Annotated in this window: 15 protein-coding genes, 2 tRNA genes and 1 pseudogene; 7 read left to right on the forward strand and 11 right to left on the reverse strand. The window is 38.5% G+C overall.

The features are described 5' to 3' along the window. Nucleotides 1-30 precede the first annotated feature (30 nt). The 6 genes from H5201_RS18420 to H5201_RS18445 all read right to left on the reverse strand — a co-directional run bounded on the left by H5201_RS18420 (nucleotide 31) and on the right by H5201_RS18445 (nucleotide 5,960). Complete coding sequence (locus H5201_RS18420) at nucleotides 31-849, reverse strand: nucleotidyltransferase domain-containing protein (RefSeq protein WP_182732045.1); 819 nt, start codon at nucleotides 847-849, stop codon at nucleotides 31-33. After that, on the reverse strand, nucleotides 836-2,104 hold the full coding sequence (locus H5201_RS18425) for a multifunctional CCA addition/repair protein (RefSeq protein ID WP_182785183.1): 1,269 nt from the start codon (nucleotides 2,102-2,104) through the stop codon (nucleotides 836-838). Before H5201_RS18425 ends, H5201_RS18420 begins: the two co-directional genes overlap by 14 nt. A 28-nt stretch (nucleotides 2,105-2,132) precedes the next feature. Then, entirely contained in the window at nucleotides 2,133-3,182 is a 1,050-nt protein-coding gene (gene rtcA, locus H5201_RS18430) for an RNA 3'-terminal phosphate cyclase (protein WP_182785184.1), read from the reverse strand. A gap of 10 nt (nucleotides 3,183-3,192) precedes the next feature. Next, entirely contained in the window at nucleotides 3,193-4,416 is a 1,224-nt protein-coding gene (locus H5201_RS18435) for an RtcB family protein (RefSeq protein ID WP_182785185.1), read from the reverse strand. Between the two features lie 52 nt (nucleotides 4,417-4,468). Next, nucleotides 4,469-5,638: a slipin family protein gene (locus H5201_RS18440; protein ID WP_220497186.1), complete on the reverse strand. Its 1,170-nt coding sequence runs from the start codon at nucleotides 5,636-5,638 to the stop codon at nucleotides 4,469-4,471. Between the two features lie 252 nt (nucleotides 5,639-5,890). Continuing rightward, nucleotides 5,891-5,960 (reverse strand) — tRNA-OTHER (locus H5201_RS18445). 254 nt (nucleotides 5,961-6,214) lie between these two features. Here H5201_RS18445 and rtcR point away from each other — a divergent pair. The 4 genes from rtcR to H5201_RS18465 all read left to right on the forward strand — a co-directional run bounded on the left by rtcR (nucleotide 6,215) and on the right by H5201_RS18465 (nucleotide 9,960). Beyond that, complete coding sequence (rtcR, locus tag H5201_RS18450) at nucleotides 6,215-7,825, forward strand: RNA repair transcriptional activator RtcR (RefSeq protein ID WP_310736954.1); 1,611 nt, start codon at nucleotides 6,215-6,217, stop codon at nucleotides 7,823-7,825. Between the two features lie 254 nt (nucleotides 7,826-8,079). Next, a tRNA-Ile gene (locus H5201_RS18455) sits at nucleotides 8,080-8,156 on the forward strand. 225 nt (nucleotides 8,157-8,381) lie between these two features. Continuing rightward, nucleotides 8,382-9,131, forward strand: coding sequence for a hypothetical protein (locus H5201_RS18460; RefSeq protein ID WP_182719235.1), 750 nt, complete (start codon nucleotides 8,382-8,384; stop codon nucleotides 9,129-9,131). A 142-nt stretch (nucleotides 9,132-9,273) separates the two neighbouring features. Next, nucleotides 9,274-9,960, forward strand: a complete 687-nt coding sequence (locus H5201_RS18465; protein WP_182732039.1) for a hypothetical protein — start codon at nucleotides 9,274-9,276, stop codon at nucleotides 9,958-9,960. Nucleotides 9,961-10,001: 41 nt separating this feature from the next. Here H5201_RS18465 and H5201_RS18470 read toward each other — a convergent pair. Then, nucleotides 10,002-10,454, reverse strand: a pseudogene (locus H5201_RS18470) (site-specific integrase); the annotation flags it as partial. 108 nt (nucleotides 10,455-10,562) lie between these two features. Here H5201_RS18470 and H5201_RS18475 point away from each other — a divergent pair. Further along, a complete protein-coding gene (locus H5201_RS18475; RefSeq protein WP_182719232.1) occupies nucleotides 10,563-11,288 on the forward strand; it encodes a zeta toxin family protein in 726 nt (241 codons plus the stop codon). A gap of 8 nt (nucleotides 11,289-11,296) precedes the next feature. Further along, complete coding sequence (locus H5201_RS18480; RefSeq protein WP_182719231.1) at nucleotides 11,297-11,464, forward strand: hypothetical protein; 168 nt, start codon at nucleotides 11,297-11,299, stop codon at nucleotides 11,462-11,464. A gap of 61 nt (nucleotides 11,465-11,525) precedes the next feature. On the opposite strand, the gene H5201_RS18485 is transcribed toward H5201_RS18480, so the two are convergent. Next, complete coding sequence (locus H5201_RS18485) at nucleotides 11,526-11,945, reverse strand: hypothetical protein (RefSeq protein ID WP_182785187.1); 420 nt, start codon at nucleotides 11,943-11,945, stop codon at nucleotides 11,526-11,528. Nucleotides 11,946-12,171: 226 nt separating this feature from the next. Here H5201_RS18485 and H5201_RS18490 point away from each other — a divergent pair, with 226 nt between their 5' ends. After that, nucleotides 12,172-12,939 carry an EAL domain-containing protein gene (locus tag H5201_RS18490; RefSeq protein WP_064668622.1) on the forward strand — a complete coding sequence of 256 codons (768 nt, stop codon included), beginning with the start codon at nucleotides 12,172-12,174 and terminating at the stop codon, nucleotides 12,937-12,939. Here the strand turns inward: H5201_RS18490 and arsJ are convergent. The 3 genes from arsJ to H5201_RS18505 all read right to left on the reverse strand — a co-directional run bounded on the left by arsJ (nucleotide 12,933) and on the right by H5201_RS18505 (nucleotide 16,121). Further along, nucleotides 12,933-14,162, reverse strand: a complete 1,230-nt coding sequence (gene arsJ / locus H5201_RS18495) for an organoarsenical effux MFS transporter ArsJ (protein ID WP_182719229.1) — start codon at nucleotides 14,160-14,162, stop codon at nucleotides 12,933-12,935. The two genes, H5201_RS18490 and arsJ, sit on opposite strands and share 7 nt — an antisense overlap. A gap of 6 nt (nucleotides 14,163-14,168) precedes the next feature. Continuing rightward, complete coding sequence (locus tag H5201_RS18500; RefSeq protein WP_145238745.1) at nucleotides 14,169-15,179, reverse strand: ArsJ-associated glyceraldehyde-3-phosphate dehydrogenase; 1,011 nt, start codon at nucleotides 15,177-15,179, stop codon at nucleotides 14,169-14,171. A gap of 99 nt (nucleotides 15,180-15,278) precedes the next feature. Continuing rightward, nucleotides 15,279-16,121 (reverse strand): metalloregulator ArsR/SmtB family transcription factor, encoded by an 843-nt coding sequence (locus H5201_RS18505; protein WP_145238748.1) that lies wholly within the window; start codon nucleotides 16,119-16,121, stop codon nucleotides 15,279-15,281. Nucleotides 16,122-16,801: the final 680 nt, after the last annotated feature.

Genomic DNA, 16,801 nt, shown 5'->3' on the forward strand with positions numbered 1-16,801 from the left:
AGTCTAATGTTTATTTACTTTGAGTAATACTTAGTTGGACTCAAGCACTTCAACAAAAAATTGATTTAATTCTTCAAAATCGACGTCTCTTGTTTCAAATTTTGATGTGTAGTTTTCGTGTCTCGCTAGTTCTGACTCAATAAACTCATTAATCACTGGCACACTTTTAATATACTCTTTCTCTAAACTGACGCGTTTTGATGCCAGCAGTGCCGATATTGCCTGATTAAGCTGGGTATTGTCCGCTACTAACTTACGTAAAGTATCGAATTCGATAGGTGCCGGCTCGTTATATTTTTCAAGCCACATAATTGCTAATAAAGGCCTTAAAACATAGAAATACTTTTTCAGGGGGACTTGCTCTTTTTTAAGATATTCACGGAAATTGCCTTTAGCCATATGCAAGTAGTGATAAATTCCTCGTGTTGATGACGCGATAAGTGGCAGTAATTCGCGCGCTTTTGTTGCAAAGTGGTGGTCATCTACATACACAATGGGTGATTGTAGCCACTCGATAAACGCGGGGTTAGATTTATAAAATAATTTTAGGGCTTTGCGAATATCCCAGCCGTTTATATCTATTTCATCGACGATTGGGTATTCAATCACGTCGCGTTTATCTTCAAGGTTTACTGCTAAATACCAGTCTGTTGGGTGCGCGTAAATAAATCGCACGTCGTAATCGCTGTTAGGAGATTCAAACCCCCACGCTCTGCTACCTGACTCTATCGCGTAAAGTACCTTAACATTGTGCTCAGCTTCTGCGGCTTTTATTCTGCGTAGTATTTCAGTGTGAATATCTTTGTTGATGCGCTGATCTACCGTATTTTCTTGGTTATTTATTTTCATGGTGTAACTCTTTATTTTTTAATTCGGTTAGGCAATCGCGTAAACAATTTATTTCCGCTTCTCGCATTGCTGCACCAATTAGCGGGCCGCTTTTACCTCTTGAAATTGCTTGTTGTACTATGGCTTTTCTGTCGAGTTGCTTTAATGCATTTAATAGTGACTGCGCTAATTGGAATTGTGGATAGTCTTTATTTACAAAGTCTTCGCCCCTACCTTGCGCATCACATAAACACGCTTGAAGAAACTGTAAAAAACGGTGTGGATGTTCAAGCGCATTCATTTTTTCAACAATGAGTTTGTGTACTTTTTTAGGTGTTAGCTCAAATAATGTGTGACAGCGGGTGTGGTTATCACTTGTTAAAACTGCCAGCGCTTTTAATTTATTCGGTACTTTTAAGCGTTCGCAAAATTCATTAATTACCTTAATACCTCTTTGCTCATGACCAAGTAAATTCCCATACTGCTGATAGCAATAGGCTTTGCCAAAGTCGTGGGTGAGGGCGGCAAAGCGTGTTTCAATATCAAAACCTAAATCAGCAGCTCGCTTTAGTACCAGCATGGTGTGAATGTAAACATCCCCTTCAGGGTGGTGGTTTTTAGGTTGAGGGATACCTTGCATCGCTTCAATTTCAGGAAATAGCCCTAAACCATTAAGCGCTTGAAAAAATAACTGCGGGTGTTTCTCGCTCAATGCTTTTTCGGTCTCATTCCATACACGTTCGGGTACTAAGTGCGCAAGTTCGCCGCTTTCTTTTAGTTTGTTCATAAGCGCTTGAGTGTCTGGGTGTATTGACCATTGCTCACCAAAACGGGCAAGAAAACGTGCAATCCGTAACACGCGTACGGGATCCTCTGCAAAAGCGGCGGTAGTGTGCCTGAGTATTTTGTTTTTTAAATCAGCTTGGCCATTAAAAGGATCGATAATATTGCCTTGATCATCCATCGCCATTGAATTAATGGTTAAATCCCGCCGAGCTAAATCTTCTTCTAAAGTCACCGAAGTGCTGGCATCCACTGTAAAGCCAGTATAGCCTTTGCCATTTTTTCGTTCAGTACGGGCTAATGCGTATTCGTCTTTGGTTTTTGGGTGCAAAAAAACCGGGAAATCACTGCCAACAGGCTGATAATCTAATGCGATTAAGGTGGCAGGTGTCTCGCCTACTACAACATAATCTTTGTCTTTTGACTGATGGCCTAGTAATGAGTCTCTCACTGCTCCGCCGACTAAGTAGACTTTTTTAAGTTTATTATTCATTACTTTACCGCTGTATTTTTAATCCTGCTTAAGTGTCTTGTGCTAGTGAAACATGCCACAGGCACTGTGTTAATTGCTTTAACTGTATCTCTTTTCCTAATATGTGTTTAATAACATTTATATTCGTTATTGTATGCAAGCTAGGTTTAGTTGTTGTAAAGCTGCCGCTTCCTGCCAGTGCAATGGGGAGTAATAGTTGATCGGCTAAGTACTCTTCAACCGCCGCTTGAGATTGAATAAATACATTGACTCTGCCTGCTGCACGTTTTGCTACATTTTGCGCTGATAACCCTTTTTCTCCCGTCACTTCAAAAACAGAACGATGCGTTTCACTATCAATACCTAATTGAAAACTGTTACCCGGGCCAGGGGTGATCACGTTTTGCATAAGGCTTGGTGCATCGTGCCAATTGAGTACTTTTTTAGCTGTGTTAATTTCGCGCTGCCCTATGCTTGGTGGCAGTGAGCTTACTAGTGCCGTTAAAGAGCAATTACTCGTTTGTTCAGCAAATTGAGCACCAGCAGTAGTTAACTTAATTGGCTTAAGCTTTGTTGTTGGTTGAACGCTTATTTGCCACTTTCCACCGCCTGCAGGATAAAATCCGAGTGCTGTTGTTTTAATCTGGCAATCAACACCCATGCGTTTCAGTATGGGCAAAAATGACTGTTCTAAAAAGCACAAAGAAGGTGACATTCCATTATGTGTGCCGCCTTCAAACGTGACGGTTGAGCTGTTTGGTGCCAGTGCCAATACAGGTAAAATTGTTTGGCATACCAATACGGTGCTGCCTGCGCTACCAATGGCAAAATTAAAGTTACCGGCTTTTATTTTGCCCGGCGAAAAGCGAATATGCGTTGAGCCAAGTTCAACGCCTTCAATACTGGCACCACAAATCTCTTGTGCCGCCAAAACACATGTCAGGTGTTGACGTAATAGCCCTGTTTTGTTTCTACCTGCTCTAATATTGTAAAGTTCAATATTTTGCTGGGTCAAAATAGAGAGTGTTAGAGCGGTTCTTAATACTTGGCCGCCGCCTTCACCTTGTGAGCCATCTATTTTTATAAGTTCTGTGGTCATATAATTATCTTTATCCTTTTACACAAACTATTTGTTTTAAGGTATATACCACTTCAACCAAGTCTTTTTGTGCTGCCATTACTTTTTCAATATCTTTGTATGCATGAGGGATCTCATCAATAACAGCGGCATCTTTTCTGCACTCTACGCCTTGTGTAGCGGCAATTTGATCTTCAACGCTGTACACCTTCTTGGCTTTTGTTCTAGACATAACCCGGCCTGCACCATGGCTACAACTATTGAAGCTTTCAGGGTTTCCTAAACCACGAACAATAAAAGAGCGCGCGCCCATATTACCTGGGATAATACCCATTTCCCCTTTTTCGGCTCTAACAGCCCCTTTACGTGTTACAAAGCAGTCTTTACCAAAGTGATGCTCACGCGAAATATAATTATGGTGGCAATTTACTGCAAGTTCATGGGTTGAGAACGCTACAGGTATTTGCTTACTTAATGCCGCTATGGCATTAAACATCATAATTTCGCGGTTTTTGGCGGCAAAGTCTTGTGCCCATTCAACCGCTTCAACGTAATCATCAAAAAAGTCACTGCCTTCTTCAAGATAGGCTAAATCCATATCGGGTAGATTGACTTGATGGCGCTGCATTTCTTTTTTGGCTAACTCAATAAAATACGTCCCAATACGGTTACCCACGCCACGGCTGCCAGAGTGCAGCATGATCCATACAATATCGTGCTCATCTAAACACAGCTCTAAAAAGTGATTGCCTGTCCCCATTGTACCTAAATGGTTAACGTGATTGCTCTTTTTTATTGCAGGGTGTTTTTCACAAATAAGTTCAAACCGCGCCTGTAATTTTAGCCACTCACCCGCAACTATATCGGGTATGTTATGCCATGCACCTCTATCTGCTTTGCTTCTATTGCTAGTTCTGCCATGCGGGACTGCTGACTCAAAAGCATGTCTAATCGCCAACAAGTTATCAGGTAGTTGGCTTGCTGTTAAAGTTGTTTTAGTGGCGACCATTCCACAGCCAATATCAACACCCACTGCGGCGGGAATAACCGCATTTACTGATGGTATAACACTGCCAATGGTTGCGCCTTTACCTAAATGCACGTCTGGCATCACGGCAATATGAGAATGCACTAAGGGCATACGTGCAATATTGTTTAGCTGTTGTTGAGCTTGCTCTTCAAAAGGGACGCCTTTGGTCCACGCTTTAATTGGTACACTACCTTGGTTTTCGATTACGTTATAATTTTTACACATTCTTGTTTTCCTCAATTCTTTTCATTGTTAATTTTTGCGTAACGCTTACTGGTTAGGCTATTTTTACTGCGCCGTTCATTAATCCTTCTAATCCACCGTACACGGTCAGATTGTTTATTCGTTCGGCGACTTTTTCTAATGCTTCCAGCTCTTTTAAACGCATTAGTGTTGGGTTGTTTTCAATCATTTTTGCAGTGTTATGTAAGCTTCTGGTTGCTGACGTTTCTTCGCGTCTTTTAATTACATTGGCTTCTGCTGCTTTTTGCGCCTCAACTACTTGGTTTAATATAATTTTCATTTCACCTGGCAAAATAATGTCTTTTACCCCGACATTCTCTAGGGTGATACCAATGTCTGTTAAAGACTGTGCAACCAGCTCTTTTACCGTTTCATTTACGTACAACTTATCCAAAAGGATATCATCGAGCGATTTGGTGCCAACGGCTTCACGTAATGCTAATTGCAAAGTTTTGTAGACAAAGTCATTCACGTTATCAACGCTTCGCGCTGCAAGCTGAGCATCATGGACTTTAATGTTGGCACTTAAGTTTATGCGCAGGCTTACGCGGTCTTTACTGAGGATCTCTTGCCCTGAGATCTCGAGTAACTGCGTTCTGCAATCAAAGGTTTTTAATTCAATCTCATGATTAAATTGCCAAAAACCGTAATGACCAGGTGTTAGTTGTTTTAATAGCTGACCATTTACATACAGTAAACCAATGTGCTCTTTTGCTATGTTTAAATCCGCAATAGGTTTAACCGCAACAGTACGCTCACTTTTAATTAAACGTGACGCTGTATTTGCGCCAGCACGGTTAATTAAAAAAAGCGTTTTATCATCTAGGGCTATTTCTTCGTCGATAGATACTTTCTCTAGTCGAATATCACCCGCGTCTTGCCATAGATATAATTGTTCGCTAGGTGCGACGATCCCTTCAAGTAGGTCATTAACGTACAGCAGGCCCACTTCCGTATTACTTAGCTTACAGTGAAAAATATGTTCATTTAGCTGTGGATTATTTCGATACAGCCTTTCAGCATTTTGTTCTGAAAAGTACAGCGTGTTTATATCAAAATACTCAAACGATAATTCACTTTTAAAATCCCAACGTTTATGTTTTCCAGGTGTGAGTACATCTATTAGTTGTTGATTTTTGTACACAAGCACTCTTTGGTTTTCAGTGATCTCGACTATTTTTTGAAACAACTTTTTGCTTAACATTTTAAATTCCTTATTGTTTTTACTTCCCTTAAATTAAGGGTTAGTAAGAGTTAAATACGTGTTTAATAAAGGCCTAAAACTGCATAGCGATGGGGAGCATCCAGCTTGCCATCGTTTATTCGCCTGAGGCGTTTACTAAACATTGGTAATAACGACTTACTAACGTTTTTATATCTATATTTAGGGTGGGACTTGAACCCACAACAGGCGGTATAACCGCTGCTCTACCAGTTGAGCTACCTTTAAAGGGTATTATTAAGGAAGGATTCGAACCTTCGCACACGGCAATGAACCGTTGCTCTACCTCTGAGCTACTTTAATAGTTGTTTGATTGGGAATACGCGGCAACAGTGTTGAGCGCACCAGAGTGACTTTTTGAATCACACCTAATTAATCAGACTCCTAGGTAAGTACAAGTCATGTGCCAGTTTTGTTTAAATATTTTTATTTGTTTTTAAATTGTTGTTTTTAAGGCTTAAATTAACTAAATTTGTGTATTTCTAGCTGTTGCGCTTGATAGATCTTTCGTTATTTTGTATTGTTTTGTGTAGTGTTTTTATCCATATGGATACGGTTGTGAAAGATACAGTAGTCGTTAGCTTAATTGGTACGCAGTTAGATTATGTCGGTAAGAGAGTCGATCGATGGGCTAAGTGGCGGCCTAATATAAGTTTATGTAGTCAAGATAATCTTATCGTTAACCAGCTACATATGCTGCATGACAATCACAGTAGTCGCCTTGCTAATAATGTTGCAGTGGATATTGAGTCTGTCTCTCCTGAAACTAATGTGCAGTTGCACCAGCTTAATTTTAGCGATCCGTGGGACTTTGAAGAAGTGTATGCCAAGCTCTTTGATTGGTGTTCACACTACACTTTTGATACTGATAAAAACGATTACTTATTTCATATCACAACGGGTACGCATGTTGTGCAAATATGCAGTTACTTGCTTACAGAAAGCCGGCACTTTCCAGGGCGTTTGATTCAAACATCACCAGATCATAATAACAATAATAAATCTATAGGGCGTATACAGATCATCGATTTGGATTTATCTAAGTATGATCAATTAGCTACGCGGTTTGATATTGAGCATCAGCAAGGTAAGGAGTTTTTAAAAGGCGGTATAGAAACTAAAAATATTTTCTTTAATCAACTGATCACACAAATAGAAAAAGTAGCAATTCGCTCACACGATCCCATGCTTTTAACTGGGCCTACTGGGGCGGGTAAGAGCCAGCTTGCAACCCGTATATTTCAATTAAAGAAAAAGCGTTCAATGCTAAAAGGCACGTTGGTTTCTGTAAATTGTGCCACTTTAAAAGGCGAGAATGCCATGGCTGCGTTATTTGGTCACACAAAAGGTGCATTTACTGGCGCGCTTCAAGCAAGAGATGGGTTTTTATTGAGCGCACATGATGGCGTACTTTTTTTAGATGAAATCGGCGAGCTGGGATTAGAAGAGCAAGCAATGCTGCTGCATGCTCTTGAAAATAAAACTTTTCACCCAGTTGGTAGCGATACACCTGTTCAAAGCAATTTTCAGTTGATTGCAGGTACCAATAGAGATTTAAAAAAAGAGATAGCTCAAGGTCATTTTAGAAGTGACTTGTTTGCTCGTATTAACCTGTGGGCATACGAATTACCAGCACTGAAAGATCGAAAAGAAGATATTCCAGCAAATATTGATTACGAAGTTGATCTCTATACTAAAAAAATGGGGGATCGCGTGCAATTTAATAAAGAAGCTAAAAATGCCTTCATTGGTTTTGCCACTTCAAACGAGGCATTATGGACTGGCAACTTTCGTGATTTGAGCTCTGCAATTACAAGATTATGCACATTGGCTGATTCTTCACGTATCACAGTAGAAGATGTTAAAGATGAAATAGATCGCTTAAAGCAAGCTTGGTATCCGCAAAATCAAAAGTTAGCGTCGACTGTCCTTTGTGATTATCTTGAAAATACTCAGATAGAAGAGTTAGATAACTTTGATATTAATCAGCTTAGCCACGTACTTACTACCTGCCAGCGTCACAATAGTATGGCATCAGCTGGCAGGGAGTTATTTAACGTAAGTCGCACGCTTAAGTCTCAAGCTAACGACTCTAGTCGCTTGCAAAAATATTTGAATAAATTTGGTTTGAAGTGGAGTGATATCTCCTCTAACTCAAAACATAGTTAAAAACTATGGGTATGTAATGAGTTAACGGATATCAACAACGTTAAATATCCAGAGAGTTGTAATAGCTTAACTCTTTAATTATACCTTTTACGACTACTATTTAAGCAGTTAGCTTATTGATTGTTAAAATAAAGGTTTTTGCTAGTGACAAGCCAGTAAAAACTTTTTATACTGCAACCCGCTTTAGTCGCTTAGGTGGTTAAACGCTTCAAAAATTTAGCTTTGTTTTTTTTAAACATAAGCTAATACAAAATGGCCCCTTAGCTCAGTTGGTTAGAGCACACGACTCATAATCGTTAGGTCCCCAGTTCGAGTCTGGGAGGGGCCACCACTTTTAAAAGCTTTCCAAGTAAATAACTACTAACAGAAATTACCCTGTGCTACCTCTGTGCTACTTTTTACTATAAATCAATTATTAAAAATAGTCCTATCATATTAATTGATATTGCAATTAATATCTTTAAAGTAAGCATTTGGTCTCTTTTTAATAGAGCTAACTAAAAAGGATTCATTGCAGTCATTATTTTATTGGCTGTTAAAGCATATGAGGCAATATATGGATAATGGCTATACCCTACTGATTTCTATACTAAGTGGTTTATTTGGAGCCCTAATATCAGCTTTCTTGAGTTTTAAAGTTAGAGTTATAGCCCAAAATAAAATAAAAAAGGACTTAGAACATCGTATTGCTTATGTCTATGTATCTCAGTTAAGTTTTTTGGTTGCTGCAAATGCATGGTTACAATCTTTTTTTGAGAAAATAGAAGCTCAAGTAGACACTCCGATCCCTGAAAATGAGTTTACTTTTTCACACGCGATATCAATTATTTTTGAAGATATGATTAGAGAAAACAATAGTCATTCATACGAAAATATAGTTGGTTTTGAGGGATTAGTAGAGCTTCATATTGACAGCCTAACAAAGACTTATCTGACATTTGAACAACAAGCTGAACTCCCGAAAGATGCTCTTATCTTTTACCAACGTTATGAGAAGAAGCTAAAAAATGTTGTTGTAATTATTAAGCAATTTAGCTCGTACCTTTCAGATAAAGAGCAGTTCTTAAAGCTTGATGCCATTCAAATTTATCAAGCAATCGAAAATATTAAACTATTTCTTGATTCAGCAGGGTTGCTGCGTACAGCAATGATTAAGTTCGGGAAAATAAATCAAGCTGAAGCTAACTCAATGCTTGAGCAACAATTACAAACTATTGAAAAAGATATTTTAGTAGCAGGTAAAAATAAGGTGCAACTATCAAAAGCAAGAGAATTTTTAATTAGAGAAGGGGCAATTAAAAAGTGAAAGATATCAAGCCCAAGTTAATGTTACCTTGAAATCAATGTTTTATGTTGTCCATAAAAACTCTATTGATTATAAAGAGCGGCTGGTAAGTAGCGACTGAATATGCACACGATTGAACTTTTACAGTATTTTTGGAGATAACATGACATTGTTTTGGGCTGCTATTAGTGCGGTTTTAGTTTTTTATTTTAGGGAGTCAATAAAAGTTGCACATCAACAGCGAAATATAACATCAAAACTTGATGCTTATTTGGTTCACTGGTCTTTGAAAATAATAGAGGGTGATGACACTGTCTTTAAGTTATCTAGTGTAGGTTTAAGCTGGGCTGAAAAGCATCAGAATTGTAATAGCATTGAAGAAGTATTAAAAATAAATGAAGAGTTCAAAGTAAAACTTCAGGAAATGAAAAGTGAGTTATTTTTAGAAGGTGTATTTGAAGAAGTGATCTCGAGTGCTAATCAGAAAGTGAAAAGCAGTGGGCTTAGCTTAGATCAAATCTCGAAAATGCTAACAGAGTATCGTCGTGATTTTATAGACGGAAAGTTGTACCCAAGCGATAATGACTTATCGGTACTCACTCCATCAACGGCTAGGTTAGCTATATCCTTAAAGCTTAATATAATATCTATACTTGAGGGGTTGGTGATATTATTGGTTAAGATTGAAAAAGCTCCAAATCAAATGGAATCAAAAGATGAATTATTTGATTTATATATTTGCTGGCTTAAAGTTGTTCGAGATAAGCACTTATTGATCAAGTCAAATCGAGAGCTACTGTCTGAAGGGGTATTTAGGATTGCCTGTAGTAACTTCATTTCTGGTTTATGAAGCTGGGCTCAAAAAACTGATCAATTAAGTGTTATTACGTATTACCTTAAATAAACTTCAGTAATTTCAGCCCTGAAATGACCGAGCTCTTGCGATACAGTTTCGAGAGCTAAAGCTCTAGTTAAACCCAAGTTTTTTAGCTCATCCATTCTTTCTTGTGCGTAGCTATGTCTAAGGCCATGGGCACCATTAGAAAAAAATAGAGCGCGATTAGATGCTTTTGAAAATGAACATGACCATTTATGGCCTCCACCAATATTGTAGCGTTGCAAATAGTTAATTTCTCTATCACGAACCGTTATAGGCTGTGCTAAGCGCCTTTCTTCTAACTGTGTAGCTAATGCATTCGGTATTAGTACATCACGGATTAGGCCGCCTTTGCCTTTCACTGTATAAATACAACCTTCTCGACCAAGCCATTTGCAGTCTAGAGCTGGTCGCTTGTCTGCTTTACGCTCTGATACTCTGGCTATTGTTAAAAGTTCGTGTGATTTTTTTTGCCATTAAAAAAACGAGAAGAGCCCTAGGGTATATTCTGAATTTGAATCACTTGCGAATAACTACTTAAGTGACATAATGAGTAGAGATGATTAAGGTTTTATATGGCACCAGAAGAACTAGAACGACAGGCAATAAGCTATGCTAAAAGTAATAGGACTCGTATAGCTCGCGAGTTAACAGACAAAAACCAGTTTCCTCCCGATACAAGGCCAGTTTCTGTTTTCATGGCTGGTTCGCCTGGTGCAGGTAAAACTGAAGCTTCAAAAGCCTTTTTGGAAGAAATTGGAGCTGATAATGTATTAAGGCTTGATCCTGATGAACTAAGAGAGCTTATACCTGGTTATACAGGTGATAACTCGTATTTATTTCATCGTGCTGTATCTTTTATTGTTGAGAGAACACTTGATCATGCGTTTAAAAACAAGCAGTCTTTTTTGTTAGATGGAACTTTGGCAAGTTATGATGTTGCAAAAAAGAATATTGAACGCTCTATCCGTAAGGAAAGGCAAGTACTAATTCTGTTTGTATATCAAAAACCAGAGCTGGCTTGGGAGTTCGTTGAGGCAAGAGAAAAGCTAGAGGGACGTAGAATTCTAGCTGATACCTTTATTGATCAGTTCTTTGCTTCTCAGGAGGTTATAAGGGAACTTAAGCTCAAGTTCGGTAGTCAAATTCAAGTGGATTTATTAGTTAAAAATAATAAGGGCAAAACACGTTTTTATCACGATAATGTTCAGGCAATAGAGCATCATTTAGATGAAAAATTCACTAGAGAAGATCTACAGAGCCTGATAGAATCACCATCCAGCTCAAAAAACGAGCTTTAGGAGTGTTTATGTTTTCAAATTTAATAAAGCCAAAGCCAACGCAAAACTCTAAGCTTTCAGATTTTGTGCTAGATTCTAGCTCAAGCGAGAAGAAGCGAGTTTATAGCCAAGTTATTGATCGCGCTATTACCTCTCAAGTGCAGCTTGTAAATAAAGCGTCTGCTATCCAAAAATAATTAGTAAAAAGTCCCGCAATGGGACTTTTTTAGTTTTGAGAGTGTTAGTTAGAAAGTAATTCTAAGCACTATAGTTAAACAATAAACCTGAGCTGGTGTTGCCTGCTGACGAAAATAAACTTCCCATCAAAGTTGATACGTTCTTTTTTACGCTAAGTTGGATTGAAACAAGTTCTTGATCTAACTCTTTTTGTAATTCAGCTTTTTGTGATTGTTGATCTGCTTTGGTAAGGCTGCTGTCAGCTTCAAGCGCGCGTATTTTTTCTTGTAGTTCTTTAATGTTTTTAATCATTTGTTGCTGTGTATTTTCTACAGTCTCATCGTTGTCAGTTTTATTTTCAGCAGTGTTTTCATCGCTATTCTCCACTTCAGTGGAAGAAGTTAGTTTTTCTTTGTCATTTGTTTGCTGTGTGCCTGCTTGTGTTTGCTTTAAATAGTTTGGATCTGTAAGAAGTGATGAAGGTATATTTGTTAGATTCATTGCGTGTCCCGTGCGGCAAAAAGTTGACAAGTTATTTGGTTTAAAAAATAAATGCATTAAGCGTTCCATATTTGGGGGCTTGAAATATACTTTCTATTCTTCAAAGTGCAGCGTTAAGGAATATCTGCATAGTGAACTTGATTTTATATGCAATAGTTAAAGTAAGGTTGGCTTTCGCTTTTAACTCTACTACTATGAAAAAATAGACAAAAATGGGTTGTGCTGAATGAATGACAAACTAACTGAATGTGAAAAGGTATCGTGTAATGACTGTGCCGATTTAGAAGGCCTAGGCTTTGATTTTACTATGGCATTTCAACCAATTGTAAATTGTAAGACGCGCTCTATCTTTGGCTATGAAGCTCTAGTGCGAGGCATTAATAATGAGTCTGCATATTCTGTTATCGCAAAAGTAAATGAAGAAAATCGTTATACTTTTGATCAGTTCTGTCGAATAAAAGCGATTGCTTTAGCCGCTAAGTTAGGGGTTGATTCTATGCTTAGCATTAACTTTTTACCCAATGCTATTTATAAGCCTGAGCGGTGTATTCGTACCACCTTAGAAGCAGCTAAAAAATATAACTTTCCGACGCAACGAATTATGTTTGAGTTTACTGAAGTTGAGAAAATAGAAGACAGTGCTCACATTAAGCGAGTGGTTGAATATTATCAATCTCTAGGCTTTACAACAGCTCTGGATGATTTTGGATCTGGTTACTCGGGCCTTAATTTATTAGCCGATTTTCAAACGGATATTATTAAGCTCGATATGGAGCTGATCCGAAATATCGATTCAGATAAAGTACGCCAATCAATAGTGACTCATAGCTTAAATATGCTTCGTGAATTAAATATCACCCCATTAGCAGAGGGGATTGAGACCCTTGCAGAATATACATGGTTAAAAGCCGCAGGTATTGAGTTAATGCAAGGGTATTTATTTGCTAAACCAGGCTTTGAGAGCTTGCCAGTAGTTGATTTTATTGACTATTGATTACTCTTTGGTAGTGCCAGCGATAACAGTGCTGCTAGGGCAATAAAGCAGCTTGAGATCCATAAGCAGGCTTCAAGTCCATATTGTTGATACACCCAGCCCGATAAAACAGTGCCTAGTAATCTCCCCATAGCATTGGCCATATAATAAAAGCCTACATCAAGTGACACGCCATCACTATCAGCAAGCCTTACAATTAAATAGCTATGCAATGATGAGTTAATCGCAAACACCGCACCAAATATCAGTAAACCGATAATAACGGATGCTTGTATATAAAAGTCAAAATGCAGAGCTAAGGCAATAATGGCCGGTATAGCTGTTAAGTAACTGGCCCATAAAAAAGCGCTACGGCCACAGGGCACCTGAACTGATTTTTTTCCTGTACTCATTATGTTTGTAATATGAGGCGCAAAAGACTGCACTATGCCATAGCCAATCACCCAGCTTGCCATAAAGCCGCCAACCCACCAATGATCCCAACCAAAGGTTGCGGCTAAAAATACAGGCAAGGCAACCACAAACCAGACATCTCTTGCGCCGAATAAAAACATTCGTGCGGCTGAGAGTACATTAATGGCTTTGCTTTTGGAGAACAGCTCACTAAATTTGGCTTTATTTTTAGCTTTGCCTAGGTCTTCTTTTAATGCGAATAAACTAAATAGCCAAACCATAGTGAGCATGCAGATCATGATTAGCATTGCGCCATGAAACTCTAGCAAAGTCAGCAGTACGCCACCTAAAAAGAAGCCAACACCTTTTAACGCATTTTTAGAACCCGTTAAAATAGCCACCCATTTGAAAAGCTGGCCTTGCGCGTCTTTTGGTACTAGTAACTTAATAGCGCTTTTGGCGCTCATTTTATTCAGATCTTTTGCGATCCCTGAAAGCGCCTGCGCAGCCATCACATAAATTACGGTGAGTGTATCTACAGGTGCCATAAGCATTGCCAAAGACACAATTTGTAATGCTAAGCCAATGTTCATGGTTTTATTCAGGCCGAATCGAGCTCCCAGCCATCCGCCCACTAAATTGGTGATCACACCAAAAATTTCATAAAACAAAAACAACATAGCAATACTAAGTGGGCTGTAACCTAATTGATAAAAATACAGCACCACGAGCATCCGCAATGCGCCATCAGTTAAAGTAAATGCCCAGTAATTACCGGTAATGATCAAATATTGTTTTATTTGTGGGGAGAGTGCTGTGAATCGATCCACGGTTAATTATTCCTTGTCAGCTAGACCAACTTTACGTACCAGTTCCGCAGTTCGGTTCGCGTAGCCCCATTCATTGTCGTACCACACATAAAGTTTTACTTGAGTGTCGTTGATCACCATGGTTGATAGCGCATCAATGATGCTGGAACGAGGATCGGTTTTGTAGTCAATAGATACCAGTGGGCGTTCTTCGTAGCCCATTATGCCTTTTAGTTCATTTTCAGCAGCATCCTTAAGTAATTTATTTACTTCAGCAACGGTGGTACCGCGCTCAAGTTCAAATACACAGTCAGTAATTGATGCGTTAGTTAGCGGAACGCGAATAGCATGGCCATTTAGTTTACCTTTTAACTCTGGAAATATATGCGTTATTGCAGTAGCTGAACCAGTTGTAGTGGGGATCAAACTTGTGCCGCATGAACGTGCACGGCGTAAGTCTTTATGCGGCGCATCAATAATTGTTTGGGTGTTGGTTATGTCATGAATGGTGGTGATTGAGCCATGCTTGATACCAATCTTTTCATGAATAACTTTTACTACTGGTGCTAAGCAGTTAGTTGTGCATGATGCAGCGGTAATGATTGGGTAAATCTCTTTATTATAAAGGTGGTCGTTTACACCTATTACTACATTTAAAATACCCTCTTCTTTTACTGGTGCTGTAACAACAACGCGTTTTACACCTTGATCTAGGTAAGCTTGCAGTAGTGCCTTGGTTTTAATTTTACCCGACGCTTCAATAACGACATCACAGTTAGACCAATCAGTCTGTTCTGTTTTAGTGTTTTGCGTAAAAGCAATTGTTTTACCATTAATTATAATAGTATCTTCAGTATGACTTGCTTCGTGATGCCATTTACCGTGTACTGAATCAAACGTCATTAAATGAGCGAATGTTTCAGCATTACCGCCTGGATCGTTAATATGGACAATTTCTATATCATGCCAATCAAATGCTGCGCGCATTGATAATCGGCCCATACGGCCAAAACCATTTATACCTACTTTTACTGTCATAATTACATCCTGATTAATTGTTGGGTTGTAAGTGCGGTAAAGCTAGCGCTTCATTACGTTAGCCAATGTTAAATTGTGCTGTGTTTATTAAAGTTATCGTTAACTGCAAAAGCTCACTTTATTAGGTCGTTTATGCATAGTCGCTAATCGCTTAAGGCTGTTGATGATCAGATGGAGATTACTTTCAGTGGTTGTACTAATAATCGTCTTGCTCCATTGTGGCAATCTTGGATTAATTTGGTAAAACACCCATTGTCCGTGCTTTCTATCTGTAATGATGCCGGCTTTCTTTAATACGGCTAAGTTACGCGATACCTTTGGTTGGCTTTGCTCTTGCAGTGCTACCATTAATTCGCAAACACATAACTCGCCATAGTAGTTGGTTAACATTAAAGTTTTTAATCGGATCTGATCAGTTAAGCATTTATAAAATATGCTTGGATCTATCGATAACTCGTTATCTTGATCTGAGATGGTACTACTACATAGTGGCACATACTGATGTGATTGCAGGTTATTAATATTACCGTGTACGTCAATAAACATATCCAGTCGTTTATCAAGTTCATAGAGGGTTGCGACAAAGGGCTCTAAACCTACCATTACTTTTGGATCTGCAATATCCCACGCAAGTTGCAACAGTGCGCCTTTATAAGCTCTGCATTCATTGTTTGCTCTTTCACATAGCGTAATAACATAATCAAAAGTCTTATCTGTAAACTCAGCTATATGTTTTGCGCTGAGCTCAGTTATCGGCAAGTTAAACTTTTGCAAACAATTAATTGTTCTAGGATCAATATCTTTAGGAGCGATCCCTGCACTATAAACATCAAAAATCTCTCCCGCTTTATTTCTCAGTAATACTTCTGCCATTTGTGAACGGGCTGAATTCTCAGTGCACAGAAAGAGCACACTTTGCTTTGAGCTATTACTTTGGGACATGTAAATTAAATATTCTGACTGACAATATCCATTAAGTGTATATATGAAATTTCATATATACAATACTAGTGTTATTAATATCAACGTATATGAATGTGAAACCCTATTTTAGAAGGATTGAACAATAGCGATTATCTATTTTTTAGATGTGTTTTTAAGCATCTTGGCTAAAAAGCAAGCGTAAGGCATGTTTTTTATAGTTTTCTTTAAAAAACGCTTGCGTAAAATTCGCCGCGCCCTATAATGCGACCCCACTGAGACGGCAGACAGCAACGCTTAGCGAGGCAAGAGTTAATCAGTTAGTCGAGTAAAACTTGAGTTTAGATTTTTAATAAAATTTAAAATTAAGTGTTGACAAAAAAATAGGAAAGCGTAGTATGCGCAGCCCTAGCGAGATAAAGTTTAACTTTAACCGCGACGTTCTTTAACAATATAAAGCAATCATCTGTGTGGGCACTCGTACAGATTGAGTTCTAACAGCCAAGCTTAGTTCGCTAAGCAAGGCAAAAAATTTAGAGTCTCAATTGAAACTGAGTGACCAACAGAAGTAACTTATTATAAGTTGCTTCGGCACAGTCAATTCAATATCGAAAGATATTAAATAAATTCAGAATTCATTGAGCTGTCGAAAGACAAAAAACTTTTAATTGAAGAGTTTGATCATGGCTCAGATTGAACGC

It is taken from the genome of Pseudoalteromonas sp. SG43-6 (assembly GCF_014164365.1).
Taxonomy (GTDB): domain Bacteria; phylum Pseudomonadota; class Gammaproteobacteria; order Enterobacterales; family Alteromonadaceae; genus Pseudoalteromonas; species Pseudoalteromonas rhizosphaerae.

Coding starts and splice junctions, on each gene's coding strand:
- H5201_RS18420 (WP_182732045.1), bottom strand. CDS start 849: ATGAAAATAAATAACCAAGAAAATACGGTAGATCAGCGCATCAACAAA.
- H5201_RS18425 (WP_182785183.1), bottom strand. CDS start 2,104: ATGAATAATAAACTTAAAAAAGTCTACTTAGTCGGCGGAGCAGTGAGA.
- rtcA (WP_182785184.1), bottom strand. CDS start 3,182: ATGACCACAGAACTTATAAAAATAGATGGCTCACAAGGTGAAGGCGGC.
- H5201_RS18435 (WP_182785185.1), bottom strand. CDS start 4,416: ATGTGTAAAAATTATAACGTAATCGAAAACCAAGGTAGTGTACCAATT.
- H5201_RS18440 (WP_220497186.1), bottom strand. CDS start 5,638: ATGTTAAGCAAAAAGTTGTTTCAAAAAATAGTCGAGATCACTGAAAAC.
- H5201_RS18460 (WP_182719235.1), top strand. CDS start 8,382: ATGGATAATGGCTATACCCTACTGATTTCTATACTAAGTGGTTTATTT.
- H5201_RS18465 (WP_182732039.1), top strand. CDS start 9,274: ATGACATTGTTTTGGGCTGCTATTAGTGCGGTTTTAGTTTTTTATTTT.
- H5201_RS18475 (WP_182719232.1), top strand. CDS start 10,563: ATGGCACCAGAAGAACTAGAACGACAGGCAATAAGCTATGCTAAAAGT.
- H5201_RS18480 (WP_182719231.1), top strand. CDS start 11,297: ATGTTTTCAAATTTAATAAAGCCAAAGCCAACGCAAAACTCTAAGCTT.
- H5201_RS18485 (WP_182785187.1), bottom strand. CDS start 11,945: ATGAATCTAACAAATATACCTTCATCACTTCTTACAGATCCAAACTAT.
- H5201_RS18490 (WP_064668622.1), top strand. CDS start 12,172: ATGAATGACAAACTAACTGAATGTGAAAAGGTATCGTGTAATGACTGT.
- H5201_RS18500 (WP_145238745.1), bottom strand. CDS start 15,179: ATGACAGTAAAAGTAGGTATAAATGGTTTTGGCCGTATGGGCCGATTA.
- H5201_RS18505 (WP_145238748.1), bottom strand. CDS start 16,121: ATGTCCCAAAGTAATAGCTCAAAGCAAAGTGTGCTCTTTCTGTGCACT.